Source organism: Glutamicibacter sp. BS14 (genome assembly GCF_056934375.1).
Genome location: NZ_CM167801.1, coordinates 434208 through 448994, shown reverse-complemented (window position 1 = coordinate 448994; position 14787 = coordinate 434208). Strand labels below are relative to the sequence as shown.

General features: G+C 57.0%; 8 protein-coding genes and 3 rRNA genes. 9 read left to right on the top strand and 2 right to left on the bottom strand.

Going from position 1 to position 14787, the window contains the following annotated elements:
* Positions 1–589 precede the first annotated feature (589 nt).
* The 9 genes from AC1Z36_RS02155 (at position 590) to AC1Z36_RS02115 (ending at position 13888) form a co-directional block, all read left to right on the top strand.
* Positions 590–2115, top strand: a 16S ribosomal RNA gene (locus AC1Z36_RS02155).
* 598 nt (positions 2116–2713) lie between these two features.
* A 23S ribosomal RNA gene (locus AC1Z36_RS02150) occupies positions 2714–5845 on the top strand.
* 158 nt (positions 5846–6003) lie between these two features.
* Positions 6004–6120 (top strand): 5S ribosomal RNA (gene rrf / locus AC1Z36_RS02145).
* The 16S, 23S and 5S rRNA genes sit together here, the layout of an rRNA operon.
* A 173-nt stretch (positions 6121–6293) precedes the next feature.
* The gene (locus AC1Z36_RS02140) at positions 6294–8267 is read left to right on the top strand and encodes a M13 family metallopeptidase (protein ID WP_483561609.1); all 1974 of its coding nucleotides are present in this window, start codon (positions 6294–6296) and stop codon (positions 8265–8267) included.
* Between the two features lie 137 nt (positions 8268–8404).
* Positions 8405–9919 carry a lysine--tRNA ligase gene (lysS, locus tag AC1Z36_RS02135; RefSeq protein WP_483561608.1) on the top strand — a complete coding sequence of 505 codons (1515 nt, stop codon included), beginning with the start codon at positions 8405–8407 and terminating at the stop codon, positions 9917–9919.
* A 2-nt stretch (positions 9920–9921) separates the two neighbouring features.
* On the top strand, positions 9922–10089 hold the full coding sequence (locus tag AC1Z36_RS02130; protein ID WP_166650875.1) for a hypothetical protein: 168 nt from the start codon (positions 9922–9924) through the stop codon (positions 10087–10089).
* Between the two features lie 137 nt (positions 10090–10226).
* The gene (locus AC1Z36_RS02125) at positions 10227–10547 is read left to right on the top strand and encodes a histone-like nucleoid-structuring protein Lsr2 (protein WP_105659017.1); all 321 of its coding nucleotides are present in this window, start codon (positions 10227–10229) and stop codon (positions 10545–10547) included.
* A 269-nt stretch (positions 10548–10816) separates the two neighbouring features.
* Positions 10817–13330: an ATP-dependent Clp protease ATP-binding subunit gene (locus AC1Z36_RS02120; protein ID WP_105659016.1), complete on the top strand. Its 2514-nt coding sequence runs from the start codon at positions 10817–10819 to the stop codon at positions 13328–13330.
* A 90-nt stretch (positions 13331–13420) separates the two neighbouring features.
* Positions 13421–13888: a hypothetical protein gene (locus AC1Z36_RS02115; protein ID WP_105662701.1), complete on the top strand. Its 468-nt coding sequence runs from the start codon at positions 13421–13423 to the stop codon at positions 13886–13888.
* 32 nt (positions 13889–13920) lie between these two features.
* On the opposite strand, the gene AC1Z36_RS02110 is transcribed toward AC1Z36_RS02115, so the two are convergent.
* On the bottom strand, positions 13921–14367 hold the full coding sequence (locus AC1Z36_RS02110) for an iron chaperone (protein ID WP_105659014.1): 447 nt from the start codon (positions 14365–14367) through the stop codon (positions 13921–13923).
* Positions 14364–14786 (bottom strand): VOC family protein, encoded by a 423-nt coding sequence (locus AC1Z36_RS02105; RefSeq protein WP_105659013.1) that lies wholly within the window; start codon positions 14784–14786, stop codon positions 14364–14366. The genes AC1Z36_RS02110 and AC1Z36_RS02105 overlap by 4 nt, the downstream gene beginning before the upstream one ends.
* Position 14787 lies beyond the last annotated feature (1 nt).

Sequence of the window (14787 nt, the reverse complement as noted above, 5' to 3'; positions counted from 1 at the left end):
GCAGCTGCGAAATAATGTTTACGCGCTCAGCCCTAGCTCGGTAATAATTGCCAGCGATTGGGCACATGGAAAGAGCCGAATCAGCAGTTCAGGAATTAAGTGTGCACGGTCACCGTCAAAAACCACCCACCCGATTTGCAGGACCCCCAAAACCTGTGTATAGTTTTTCCTTGTCGCCGAGAACAAAACGGAAGAAATAACCGGATGTGAAACGGCGGCAGAACCCCAGAAAATCAAGGTTTTTCCACAGTCTTGTGGACAACAATTGAAAAGAATGGGAACTGAGAATACTGGTTCAAATCACAAACAATGGATTTGACTTTCAGGAATTCGAAGTTATAGAATATGAATATAACGCTGGACGAAATTACCGCCTGGAATGGTGGGTAAAGAACCGGTAAGTGTTTGTTGTTTGAGAACTCAATAGTGTGCCAAGTTTGTTGATACCGAATATTTTTATTTGGTGAATACATAACATTTGCTTGAGGCATTGCACCCCCGTGCAGTGTTCTTGAGTGTTTTATTATTCGCCAGGACTTCATTGGCTTCGCCCTTATTTTCCAAGGGGTTGCCGGTGGCTTTTTATTTTTTTATGGAGAGTTTGATCCTGGCTCAGGATGAACGCTGGCGGCGTGCTTAACACATGCAAGTCGAACGATGAAGCCCAGCTTGCTGGGTGGATTAGTGGCGAACGGGTGAGTAACACGTGAGTAACCTGCCCCCGACTCTGGGATAAGCCCGGGAAACTGGGTCTAATACCGGATATTACCTTTGACCGCATGGTTGTTGGTGGAAAGATTTATCGGTGGGGGATGGACTCGCGGCCTATCAGCTTGTTGGTGAGGTAATGGCTCACCAAGGCGACGACGGGTAGCCGGCCTGAGAGGGTGACCGGCCACACTGGGACTGAGACACGGCCCAGACTCCTACGGGAGGCAGCAGTGGGGAATATTGCACAATGGGCGAAAGCCTGATGCAGCGACGCCGCGTGAGGGATGACGGCCTTCGGGTTGTAAACCTCTTTCAGTAGGGAAGAAGCGAAAGTGACGGTACCTGCAGAAGAAGCGCCGGCTAACTACGTGCCAGCAGCCGCGGTAATACGTAGGGCGCAAGCGTTATCCGGATTTATTGGGCGTAAAGAGCTCGTAGGCGGTTTGTCGCGTCTGCCGTGAAAGTCCGAGGCTCAACCTCGGATCTGCGGTGGGTACGGGCAGACTAGAGTGATGTAGGGGAGACTGGAATTCCTGGTGTAGCGGTGAAATGCGCAGATATCAGGAGGAACACCGATGGCGAAGGCAGGTCTCTGGGCATTTACTGACGCTGAGGAGCGAAAGCATGGGGAGCGAACAGGATTAGATACCCTGGTAGTCCATGCCGTAAACGTTGGGCACTAGGTGTGGGGGACATTCCACGTTTTCCGCGCCGTAGCTAACGCATTAAGTGCCCCGCCTGGGGAGTACGGCCGCAAGGCTAAAACTCAAAGGAATTGACGGGGGCCCGCACAAGCGGCGGAGCATGCGGATTAATTCGATGCAACGCGAAGAACCTTACCAAGGCTTGACATGTGCCAGACCGCCTCAGAGATGGGGTTTCCCTTCGGGGCTGGTTCACAGGTGGTGCATGGTTGTCGTCAGCTCGTGTCGTGAGATGTTGGGTTAAGTCCCGCAACGAGCGCAACCCTCGTTCCATGTTGCCAGCACGTAAAGGTGGGGACTCATGGGAGACTGCCGGGGTCAACTCGGAGGAAGGTGGGGATGACGTCAAATCATCATGCCCCTTATGTCTTGGGCTTCACGCATGCTACAATGGCCGGTACAATGGGTTGCGATACTGTGAGGTGGAGCTAATCCCTAAAAGCCGGTCTCAGTTCGGATTGGGGTCTGCAACTCGACCCCATGAAGTCGGAGTCGCTAGTAATCGCAGATCAGCAACGCTGCGGTGAATACGTTCCCGGGCCTTGTACACACCGCCCGTCAAGTCACGAAAGTTGGTAACACCCGAAGCCGATGGCCTAACCACCTTGTGTGGGGGGAGTCGTCGAAGGTGGGACTGGCGATTGGGACTAAGTCGTAACAAGGTAGCCGTACCGGAAGGTGCGGCTGGATCACCTCCTTTCTAAGGAGCTAACCATTATTGGTTGCCCATGCTGGACACGAGTGTTGTCCGGGTGGGTTGCTCATGGGTGGAATATCAATGGACTCAATACCGGAAAACGTGCTGGCTGATGCTGGTGCGGGGTATTGGCTGTGGCCGCGTGGTGCTTGGGCATCTGCTAGTACGCATTGCAGGGGGTTTTCTTCTTGCGGTGCTGGAATGCGGTGTGTGGGTGTTGCGTGGTTTGTATGGTTTGGCATGCTGTTGGGTTTTGAGGCAACAAGCCTCCTTTCCTGGTGAATGGTTGCTGGGGTTCTTCCTGTGGGGAGGGTCCTGGTGGTGTTCGCTTGGGTGAGGGGTTCTTGGTGTTTCGGTGTTTGTCCTGTGTTTGCTGCAAGGATGTCCTGTTGGATTGATGCTGGCCTTTGGTTGGTGTTGGTTTTGGGGTGTTGTTGCGGGGGTGCGGGGTTGTTGTTTGGGAACTGTATAGTGAACGCGAGCATCTTGCAGATGAGATGAGCTGGGTAGTCCTTTTCCTTGGATTGCCTGGTGTTGGAGTCTTGTCTGCGTGATTTTGTTAGATTGTTTTATTGCTCATATCTTTTGACTTTGATGTTGTGTTGAAGTTTTTAAGGGCGCACGGTGGATGCCTTGGCATCAAGAGCCGATGAAGGACGTGGGAATCTGCGATAAGCCTGGTGGAGTCGATAACCGGACGTTGAGACCAGGATTTCCGAATGGGGGAACCCCGCACCATGTTATGTGGTGTGACCTGCAGCTGAATGTATAGGCTGTGTGGAGGGAACGCGGGGAAGTGAAACATCTCAGTACCCGCAGGAAGAGAAAACAACAGTGATTCCGTTAGTAGTGGCGAGCGAACGCGGATGGGGCTAAACCGGTTGGTGTGTGATAGCGGATAGGCGTTGCATCACCGGGGTTGTGGGGTCGGCATGTACCAGCGCTATCTTGCTGGTGGGATGAGGTGCAGGCGTATAGGTGAATCGGTTGGAATGCCGGACCATAGAGGGTGATAGTCCCGTAGGTGTAATGCGTGTCTGCCGTTCTAGTGTTGATACCCGAGTAGCACGGGGCCCGTGAAACCTTGTGTGAATCTGCCAGGACCACCTGGTAAGCCTGAATACTACTTGATGACCGATAGTGAATCAGTACCGTGAGGGAATGGTGAAAAGTACCCCGGGAGGGGAGTGAAATAGTACCTGAAACCGTGCGCTTACAATCCGTTAGAGCTGGGGACTTGTTCCCTGGTGATGGCGTGCCTTTTGAAGAATGAGCCTGCGAGTTAGTGTTACGTCGCGAGGTTAACCCGTGTGGGGAAGCCGTAGCGAAAGCGAGTCTGAATAGGGCGTTTGAGTGGCGTGATCTAGACCCGAAGCGAAGTGATCTACCCATGGCCAGGTTGAAGCGCGTGTAAGAGCGTGTGGAGGACCGAACCCACTTCAGTTGAAAATGGAGGGGATGAGCTGTGGGTAGGGGTGAAAGGCCAATCAAACTTCGTGATAGCTGGTTCTCCCCGAAATGCATTTAGGTGCAGCGTTGCGTGTTTCTTGCTGGAGGTAGAGCTACTGGATAGGCGATGGGCCCTACAAGGTTACTGACCTTAGCCAAACTCCGAATGCCGGCAAGTGAGAGCGCAGCAGTGAGACTGTGGGGGATAAGCTTCATAGTCGAGAGGGAAACAGCCCAGAACGCCAACTAAGGCCCCTAAGCGTGTGCTAAGTGGAAAAGGATGTGGAGTTGCTGTGACAACCAGGAGGTTGGCTTAGAAGCAGCCACCCTTGAAAGAGTGCGTAATAGCTCACTGGTCAAGTGATTCCGCGCCGATAATGTAGCGGGGCTCAAGCACACCGCCGAAGTTGCGTCATTCAAATATTAACCTGGTTTCGATTGGGTGTTTGGATGGGTAGGGGAGCGTCGTGTGGACGGTGAAGTCGCGGTGTAAACCAGCGGTGGAGGCCACACGAGTGAGAATGCAGGCATGAGTAGCGAATGACGGGTGAGAAACCCGTCCGCCGAATGATCAAGGGTTCCAGGGTTAAGCTAATCTGCCCTGGGTTAGTCGGGACCTAAGGCGAGGCCGACAGGCGTAGTCGATGGACAACGGGTTGATATTCCCGTACCGGCGAAGGACCGCCCATACTGAGCTGTGGATGCTAACCATGATTGACGCTAGCTGTTGGTGCCTTCGGGTATCTTGCTGGTTGATGTGGTGGGAACCGATGCAGTGAGGTCAGCGTATTAACAGGTGTGACGCAGGAAGGTAGCCGAGCCAGGCAATGGAATTGACCTGGTCCAAGGGTGTAGGAAGAGTGGTTGGCAAATCCGCCGCTCATGTTTCTGAGACCTGATAGGCGCCCCGTTTTCGGGGTGATTCGGTGATCCTATGCTGCCTAGAAAAGCATCGGCGCGAGGTCCAAGTCCGCCCGTACCCCAAACCGACACAGGTGATCAGGTAGAGAATACTAAGGCGATCGAGAGAATCATGGTTAAGGAACTCGGCAAAATGCCCCCGTAACTTCGGAAGAAGGGGGGCCTGCCCCGTGATGAGAACTTGCTTCTCTGATGCGGGTGTGGGCCGCAGAGACCAGGGGGAAGCGACTGTTTACTAAAAACACAGGTCCGTGCGAAGTCGCAAGACGATGTATACGGACTGACTCCTGCCCGGTGCTGGAAGGTTAAGAGGACTGGTTAGCAGTAATGCGAAGCTGAGAATTTAAGCCCCAGTAAACGGCGGTGGTAACTATAACCATCCTAAGGTAGCGAAATTCCTTGTCGGGTAAGTTCCGACCTGCACGAATGGAGTAACGACTTCCCCGCTGTCTCAACCATGAACTCGGCGAAATTGCAGTACGAGTAAAGATGCTCGTTACGCGCAGCAGGACGGAAAGACCCCGAGACCTTTACTATAGTTTGGTATTGGTGTTCGGTGCAGCTTGTGTAGGATAGGTGGGAGACTGTGAAGCTTGGACGCTAGTTCAGGTGGAGTCATCGTTGAAATACCACTCTGGCTGTACCGGTCACCTAACTTCGGACCATGATCTGGTTCAGGGACAGTGCCTGATGGGTAGTTTAACTGGGGCGGTTGCCTCCTAAAATGTAACGGAGGCGCCCAAAGGTTCCCTCAGCCTGGTTGGCAATCAGGTGTCGAGTGTAAGTGCACAAGGGAGCTTGACTGTGAGAGTGACAGCTCGAGCAGGGACGAAAGTCGGGACTAGTGATCCGGCGGCACCTCGTGGAAGGGCCGTCGCTCAACGGATAAAAGGTACCTCGGGGATAACAGGCTGATCTTGCCCAAGAGTCCATATCGACGGCATGGTTTGGCACCTCGATGTCGGCTCGTCGCATCCTGGGGCTGGAGTAGGTCCCAAGGGTTGGGCTGTTCGCCCATTAAAGCGGTACGCGAGCTGGGTTTAGAACGTCGTGAGACAGTTCGGTCCCTATCCGCTGCGCGCGTTGGAAATTTGAGAAGGGCTGTCCTTAGTACGAGAGGACCGGGACGGACGAACCTCTGGTGTGTCAGTTGTACTGCCAAGTGCATCGCTGATTAGCTACGTTTGGAAGGGATAACCGCTGAAAGCATCTAAGCGGGAAGCCTGCTTCGAGATGAGATTTCCATGCACCTTGAGTGTGAGAGGCCCCCAGCTAGACCACTGGGTTGATAGGCAGGATGTGGAAGCAAGGACTAAAGACTTGTGTAGCTGACCTGTACTAATAGGCCGATGACTTTCAACACACAATAAAACAATATTTGAACTGATGATTTCAATGCTGTTCGCGTTCACTATGCGGTTACGAGACAACAACCTCTAACCAGCAAATACGGATACAAGACTTTGTAGCACCGGAAAACACTGACCAGGAAACGTTTTGGTTTGTGTGCTTCGTGATTGTTACGGCGGTCATAGCGTGGGGGAAACGCCCGGTCCCATACCGAACCCGGAAGCTAAGGCCCACTGCGCCGATGGTACTGCACTCGTGAGGGTGTGGGAGAGTAGGTCACCGCCGGACTTAACTTGAGTAGATGGTTTGAGGCCCTGGTACCGTTTGGTGCCGGGGCCTCACCTGTTTAACTAGACTATTTAAGCCGTACGCGCATCGGCCGTCCTCACCCTTCCTATCTTCATGGAAGTAGATAAGGTGTGTAGTAGAAATAACAAGATCTTCTACACGAGGGGCTTTCCTTGACCACCGAGACTACGAGTCCACTGACATACCGCGACGATTCAATTCGTCCCCAGGACGATCTCTACCGCCATAGCAATGGCAAGTGGTTCGAGACAGCAACAATTCCAGGAGATCAAGGAATTTACGGTTCCTTCATGGAACTCCGCGACCAGGCTGAGGCTGCGGTCCACGGAATCATTAATGAAGCAGTGCAGAAGGTCGATTCCGGTGCAGAAACTGACGCCGCCACCCAGCGCATCGCCCGCCTCTACAGCTCATTCATGAATGAAGCCGTTATCGAAGAACGCGGTGCCGATCCGGTTGCTGTCTTCTTGAATACTATTTCGGATATCCAGAGCACCGAACAGCTGCTCGAAGTATGCGGTTTCTTCCAGCGCAAAGGCATCAGCGGCTTCATGGATATCGGCGCGATGAACGACGCCGGCAATCCGGACCGGAACCTGCTGACCTTCCTGCAAGGCGGCCTGGGCCTGCCTGATGAGTCCTACTATCGCGAAGAGCAGTTCGCTGAAACCGTATCCGACTACCAGGACCACCTTGGCCGCCTGCTGGCCCTTGGCGGTATTGCTGATGCCGAAGCCGCGGCCGCACATGTCGTAGCGCTCGAGAAGGCCATGGCCTCGCATCACTGGGACCGGGTCAAGGTCCGCGATGCTCAGGCACGCTACAACCTGATGTCCGATGAGGAGCTTTCCGCGCTTTTCCCGGGTGTGAGGACCTGGCTGGCTGGCGCCGGCATTGAGCCGAAGTACTACAGCGAAGTTGTCGTCTGGCAGCCAAGCTACCTTCAGGGATTGTCTGAGCTATTCGGCTCCCAGCCGCTGGATGCCTGGAAGAACTGGTTGCGGGTCCAGGTGCTGCGCTCCTTCGCTCCCTATTTGTCCAGCGCATTCGTCAATGAGAATTTCTCCTTCTACTCGGCCAAGCTCGGTGGCGTGGAACAGCTCAAGGAACGCTGGAAGCGAGGTGTCGCATTCACCGAAGGTGCTGTTGGCGAAGACATCGGCCAGCTGTACGTGGCTGAGCACTTCCCTGCAGAGGCCAAGGGCGCCATGGACGCGCTGGTTCAGCGGCTCATCGAGGCTTACCGCATCTCGATCAGCGAACTGTCCTGGATGGGCCCGGAGACCATCGAAAAGGCACTGGATAAGCTTTCCAAGTTCCGTCCGAAGATCGGCTACCCGAACCAATGGATCGACTACTCTGCCATCCAGGCTGATGAACTGGACGTCATCGCGAATATTGCCTCGGCGAACGAATTCGAGTTCGCTCGTGAATTGAAGAAGATCGATGACGGGGTGGATCGCGAACTGTGGTTCATGTTCCCCCAGACTGTGAACGCCTACTACCACCCGCTGCTGAACGAAATCGCGTTCCCAGCGGCAATCCTGCGCCCGCCATTCTTCGACGTGAACCGCGACATCGCCTCGAATTTCGGCGGCATCGGCGCGGTCATCGGCCACGAAATCGGCCACGGCTTCGATGACCAGGGCTCGCAGTTCGATGGCACTGGCCAGTTGACCAATTGGTGGACCGATGAGGACCGGGCTTCCTTCGAGAAGCTGACCGCCAAGCTGGTGGACCAGTACAACGCGCTGTCCCCTTCAGAAGCCCCGGAACACAACGTCAACGGTGCACTGACCTTGGGCGAGAACATCGGCGACCTCGGTGGCCTGGGCATTGCCTACAAGGCCTACAAGCTCGAGTTGGCCGCCCTTGGCATACAGGAAGATGAAGTGATCGACGGCATCACCGGAGACCAGCGCTTCTTCTACTCCTGGGCCGAATGCTGGCGCACGCTGATTCGTCCGGAGACCGCGGTGGTACGCGTGACCACCGACCCGCATGCACCCGGGGAGTTCCGCTGCAACCAGGTTCCGAAGAACCTGGCATCCTTCCACGAGGCCTTCGGCACCAAGCCCGGCGATGGCATGTGGCTGGATCCAGCTGACCGCGTAGAAATCTGGTAAACCGCATAACTGAATGGATAGGGCAGGGGCAAAGCCAGCTTTGCCCTGCCCTATCCTGCGTTGCGGGCCAAGATCACTGTGTAAGGCTGATCATGAAGGGCTTCAACTGCACGCCATGACACGTAGAATGGTCTATTGTGACTTCCGAAAATAATTCCGCACAGGCCCCAGATCCAAACGACCAGCGACAGGTGCGCACCGATAAGCGCAACCAGCTGCTGGCCAAGGGCGAGGAAGCCTACCCGGTAGGCATAGCTCGCACCCACTCGTTGCAGGAAATCCGCGACAAGTACGAGCACCTCGAAGCTGGTGAAGAGACCGAAGACGTCGTCGGCATCGTCGGCCGCATCGTTTTCATGCGCAACACCGGCAAGCTGTGCTTCGCCACCTTGCAGGAAGGCGGCCAGAAGGGCGAAGGGGTTCGCCTGCAGGTCATGCTCTCGCTTGCCAACGTTGGCGAAGAGCGCCTGGCCCAGTGGAAGTCGCTCGTCGATCTGGGCGACCATGTGTTCGTGACCGGAAAGGTCATCTCCTCGCGCCGCGGCGAGCTGTCCATAATGGCAGACGCTTGGGAAATGGCTTCCAAGGCCCTGCGCCCACTGCCGGTGCTGCACGCCGATCTGAATGAAGAGACCCGCGTGCGCCAGCGCTACGCCGATTTGATCGTGCGCAACGAGGCCCGCGAAATGGTCTACAAGCGCGCCGCGATCGTCCGCGCCGTACGCAACACCCTGGAGAACCGCGGCTACGTCGAGGTTGAGACCCCGATGCTGCAGCTGGTTCACGGTGGCGCTTCGGCCCGTCCATTCAAGACGCACCTGAACGCCTTTGACCAGGAAATGACCCTGCGCATCGCAACCGAGCTGTACCTCAAGCGTTGCGTCGTTGGCGGTGTCGACCGCGTCTTCGAAGTGGGGCGCATCTTCCGCAACGAGGGTGTCGACTCGACCCACTCGCCGGAATTCACCACCTTGGAATCCTACGAAGCCTACGCCGACCAGTACGTCATGGCCGATCGCATCAAGGAAATCATCCTCAACGCCGCTGACGCCATTGGCGCCGGCCGGACCATCGAGACCCCGAAGGGCACCGCTAACCTGGACGGCGAATGGCGCTGGGTCAGCGTCTACCCTGGCCTGTCCGAAGCTGTTGGCGTGGAGATCACCCCGGAAACCGATGCTTCGGTGCTGCGCGAAGTCGCTGCGAAGCACGAACTGAAGATCGATCCGGCCTGGGGCGCCCAGAAGCTGGTCATCGAGCTGTTCGGCGAAATCGTCGAGCCGACCTTGATCGACCCGACCTTCGTGTGCGACTACCCGCCACTGGCACAGCCGCTGGCACGCCCGCATCGCTCGAAGCCGGGAGTCATCGAGGCCTGGGACCTGATCATCGGCGGCATGGAGCGCGGTACCGCGTTCTCCGAGCTGATTGACCCGGTGATCCAGCGCGAGCGCCTGACCGAGCAGTCCCTGATGGCTGCTGGCGGCGATCCGGAAGCAATGCAGCTTGACGAAGACTTCCTTCGTGCATTGGAATACGGTGCACCGCCGATGGGCGGTATCGGTTTGGGTATCGATCGTCTGGTTATGCTTTTCACCAACGTCGGTATTCGTGAAACTATTCTGTTCCCACTCCTAAAGCCGGAGGCATAGGAATGCCATATATTGAGGCGATCGTCCCGACAATCGGCCTGGCGCTGCTTTTCTGGTACGTGATGAAAGCAATTACAAACGCGGATCGAAAAGAACGCCAAGCTGAAGCTGAAGCTGATGCGCTAATTCAAAATCGCTCGGATTCTAATAATCCAGTAAACGAGAATTAGTCTTTCCTGAAAGAACCTTGTGAATTCTGATGATAATTAGAGTTTAGTGCGGCTATTTGTATATGCTTGTTGTTTGAAATGGGCTGATGATCGAATGTCAGTTGGTCCAGTACATTCAAGCTCGGAGGAATTCCTAAATGGCACGTCAGGTTCAAATTGCCCTGATCGACGATATTGATGGTAGCGAGGCGACTGAATCTATTGCATTCAGCGTCGCTGGTCAGCATTTTGAAATCGACCTGAACGACGAGCATGCTGCTCAGTTCCATGCAGCCATCGAGCCGTACATCGATGCGGCGCGCTCGTCGAAGCAGACTGCAGCGAGCGAAGCTCCAGCAATCCGCGCATGGGCGAAGGAAAACAACATCAAGGTCAACGCACGCGGACGCCTTAATGCAGAAGTTGTAGATGCCTACAATGCTGCAATGCGCAAGGGCGGACGAAACCGCGCGAAGTAATTTGCGAGGTTTTCAACAAGTCTCAATATAAGAGCCGGCACGCAATGCGTGCCGGCTCTTATTCTTATAACGACGTTCGTAATTCATCCAATACTTTCATTGAACATCGCAATATTGGCGAGCCAAGTAAATCTGGAAATTAATTGCACCTCAATTACGGATTTCCGGTACCAGGGGACCGCTTCGGTTATCCCTGTGGCGAACAAGGGCGCATTGCCGGCGCTTGGTGCGTAGCATCGAATTATTGGTAAGCAAGGAGTGTGCCGAAGATGTTTGAGAGATTTACCGACCGTGCCCGTCGAGTTGTCGTGCTCGCCCAAGAAGAGGCGCGCATGCTCAACCACAACTACATCGGCACCGAGCACCTGTTGCTCGGTCTAATCCACGAAGGCGACGGTGTCGCCGCAAAGGCGCTTGAGTCGCTGAATATTTCGCTGGGTGCCGTTCGTGAGCAGGTTCAGGAGATTATCGGCAAGGGCCAGCAGGCGCCTTCCGGTCATATCCCGTTCACTCCTCGCGCCAAGAAGGTTTTGGAGCTCTCGCTGCGCGAAGCGCTGCAGCTGGGGCATAACTACATTGGTACCGAGCACATCCTGCTCGGCCTGATCCGCGAGGGCGAGGGCGTCGCAGCCCAGGTACTGGTGAAGCTGGGCGCTGACCTCGGTCGCGTGCGCCAGCAGGTCATCCAGCTGCTCTCGGGCTACCAGGGCGGCAAGGAAACTGCCTCCGCTGGCGTCAGCTCGGGCGGACAGCAGGAAGGCACCCCGGCAGGCTCGGCGGTGCTCGACCAGTTCGGCCGCAACCTCACCGCAGCTGCCCGCGAGGGCAAGCTCGATCCAGTGATTGGCCGCGAGCACGAGATGGAACGCGTCATGCAGGTCCTCTCGCGCCGTACCAAGAACAACCCGGTGCTGATCGGCGAGCCTGGTGTCGGCAAGACCGCAGTCGTCGAGGGCCTGGCCCAGTCGATCGTGCGCGGCGATGTGCCCGAGACCATCAAGGACAAGCAGCTGTACACCCTGGACCTCGGTTCCCTGGTGGCCGGCTCCCGCTACCGCGGCGACTTCGAGGAACGCCTGAAGAAGGTCCTCAAGGAAATCCGCACCCGTGGCGATATCATCCTGTTCATCGACGAGATCCACACCCTCGTTGGTGCTGGTGCCGCCGAGGGCGCCATCGATGCCGCGTCGATCCTCAAGCCGATGCTGGCTCGTGGCGAACTGCAGACCATCGGTGCCACCACCTTGGATGAGTACCGCAAGAATATCGAGAAGGATGCAGCGCTTGAGCGCCGCTTCCAGCCGATCCAGGTCAAGGAGCCTTCGGTGGAGCTGACCACGCAGATCCTGCGTGGCCTGCGCGACCGCTACGAGGCGCACCACCGCGTGACCATCACCGATGGTGCACTGCAGGCCGCTGCCACGCTGGCGCACCGCTACATCTCCGATCGCTTCCTGCCGGACAAGGCCGTGGACCTGATCGACGAGGCGGGCGCACGCCTGCGCATCCAGCGCATGACCGCTCCTCCGGCCTTGAAGGAAATGGACGAGGAAATCGCCACCGTGCGCCTGGAGAAGGAAGCTGCGATTGACGCGCAGGACTTCGAAGGGGCTGCCTCGCTGCGCGATAAGGAATCCAAGCTGATTGAGGCCCGCAACGAGAAGGAGAAGTCCTGGCGCAATGGCGACATGGACGAAGTCTCCGAGGTGACCGAGGACCTTATTGCCGAGGTACTTGCCAACTCCACCGGCATCCCGGTTGTGAAGCTGACCGAGGAAGAGTCCACGCGCCTGCTGAACATGGAAGACGAGCTGCACAAGCGCGTCATCGGCCAGGACTCGGCCATCAAGGCCATCTCCCAGGCGATCCGCCGTACCCGTGCAGGCCTGAAGGATCCGAACCGCCCAGGTGGTTCGTTCATCTTCGCCGGCCCAACCGGTGTAGGCAAGACCGAGCTGGCCAAGGCGCTGGCAGAGTTCCTCTTCGGTGAAGAAGACGCGCTGATCACCCTGGACATGTCCGAATACTCGGAGAAGCACACCGTTTCCCGGCTCTTCGGTGCTCCTCCGGGCTACGTCGGCTACGAAGAGGGCGGGCAGCTGACCGAAAAGGTCCGCCGCCGTCCGTTCTCCGTAGTGCTCTTCGACGAGGTCGAGAAGGCGCATGCCGACTTGTTCAACTCATTGCTGCAGATCCTGGAAGACGGCCGCTTGACCGACTCCCAGGGCCGTGTGGTGGACTTCAAGAACACCATCATCATCATGACCACCAACCTCGGTACCCGCGACATCTCCAAGGGTGTGATGACCGGCTTCCAGTCGGCCGCGGATACCAAGACCGGTTACGAGCGCATGCAGGCCAAGGTCCAGGAAGAACTGCGTCAGCATTTCCGCCCTGAATTCCTGAACCGTGTTGATGACACCGTGGTCTTCCCGCAGCTGAACCAGGACGAGATCGAAGAAATCGTCGACCTGTTCATCGCACGCCTGGCCAAGCGCCTGGAAGAACGCGAGATCACCATCGAGCTGACCCAGGCTGCCCGCAGCCTGCTGGCCCAGCGCGGTTACGATCCAGCAATGGGTGCCCGCCCGCTTCGCCGCACCATCCAGCGCGATATCGAGGACCAGCTCTCCGAGCGCATCCTCTTCAGCCAGATCGTTGCGGGCCAGAAGGTCACCGTCGACGTCGAGGGCGAAGGCGAGAGCCGCAAGTTCGTCTTCCACGCTGAAGGCGGCACCGGCCAGCTGGAAGGCGAGCCGGCACCGGCAGCACTGGAAAGCTAGGCCGCAGAGGCATAACCCATAGCCGTGGAACTGACAACGTTCAGTTCCACGGCTATTGGCTTTAATCCGGCCATGTCGTAGGCTCAACACATGAAGAAGCGAAGCAAAGGGCAACAGCTGATTGCCGCTTCCTGCCTCGCAGTCATGGCCTATTCAGCCCTGTACCTTCTCCTCCGTCCCCAGCTTCCTGGACAATTGGTGCGCCATGCCGGCACCGACGGAGCCGGATACGGCCCAACGTGGCTGGTGGTGCTGGTGATTGGTGCCGCGGGCACGCTCAGTATTGCCATCGGCATCATTGCCTACCGCGACTTCACCTCATTGGGGCACTGGAACCCGGGACCGAAATCGATTGTGGTCTGCTTCCTGGCCGCTGGCTTCGGAATCCTCGGACTGGGCGCTGCCATGCTTCTCGCTGCCATGGGAGAAGACGCCGCGCAGCAAGGCACCCTGCCTATTGGCATGGGACTGCTTGGGCTGATCGGGGTCTTCGCGCTTTCCGCCTCGCTGCTGGCAAAGGCATTGCCCCAGGCGGAGCAAGAAAGCCTCGACGCCTGAAGAGCAATCGATTCCCTCCGGGCGTGCTGGGCTTAGCGGGCCACCGCCTTGGCTACCAACTCGGCAAGCATTTCTTCGAGCTGCCCATCAAGCGCGGTAATGGCGAACGAGGTGGGCCATAGGGTGCCCTCATCCAGCTGCGCAACATCGTTGAAGCCGAAAGTCAGGTAGCGGGTACCGAACTTCTTGGCATCCTGCATGAAGCACAAGATCTTGCCGTCCAAAGCGTAAGCGGGCATGCCATACCAGGTTTTCGGCTCCAATTCCGGAGCCGTCTCGGTGATGATCCGGTGCAGCTTCTGCGCAAGCACCTTGTCGTTGCCCTCGAAGGAAGCAATCTTCTCTTCCACTTCCTTGCGGGCCTGTTCCGCCTTCTCGGCTTTGGTCATGCGCTTCTTCGAAGTGCGCACCTCAGCGGCCCGCTCTTTCATCGCGGCCTTCTCGGCGGCTGAAAAGCCTTCTTGTTCTGAACTGCTCATGCTTCTTCTCCCTGAACTGCTTGGTTGATACGGACCATATTTCCCGAAGGATCGCGGAAGGCGCAATCGCGCGGACCCCACGGTTGGTCCATTGGCTCCTGCAGGACTTCAGCGCCCGACGCGCTCAAAGTTTCAAAGACCTTGTCCAGATCATTGGTGGACAGCACCAGCGGCCCGATCGCGCCCTTGGCTACCAGCTCGGCCAAGGCCTGCGCATCGGCAGCTGACCGGCCAGCGCCCGGAGCCGAAAGCACCAGGCTGGTGCCGGCGCCGTCGGAGCCGCCAAGGGACACCCAGCGGAAGCCGCCGTTGGCGACATCGGAGAGGACCGTGAAGCCCAGCGCATCGCGGTAGAACGCGAGCGCCTCATCCACATCGAGCACGGTCAAAGGGACATGATTGATTGAAATGCTTGCCATG

What these genes read in the sequence shown, in the direction of transcription:
- AC1Z36_RS02130 (WP_166650875.1), top strand. Translation starts at nt 9,922, where the DNA reads ATGCCATATATTGAGGCGATCGTCCCGACAATCGGCCTGGCGCTGCTT.
- AC1Z36_RS02125 (WP_105659017.1), top strand. Translation starts at nt 10,227, where the DNA reads ATGGCACGTCAGGTTCAAATTGCCCTGATCGACGATATTGATGGTAGC.
- AC1Z36_RS02120 (WP_105659016.1), top strand. Translation starts at nt 10,817, where the DNA reads ATGTTTGAGAGATTTACCGACCGTGCCCGTCGAGTTGTCGTGCTCGCC.
- AC1Z36_RS02115 (WP_105662701.1), top strand. Translation starts at nt 13,421, where the DNA reads ATGAAGAAGCGAAGCAAAGGGCAACAGCTGATTGCCGCTTCCTGCCTC.
- AC1Z36_RS02110 (WP_105659014.1), bottom strand. Translation starts at nt 14,367, where the DNA reads ATGAGCAGTTCAGAACAAGAAGGCTTTTCAGCCGCCGAGAAGGCCGCG.
- AC1Z36_RS02105 (WP_105659013.1), bottom strand. Translation starts at nt 14,786, where the DNA reads ATGGCAAGCATTTCAATCAATCATGTCCCTTTGACCGTGCTCGATGTG.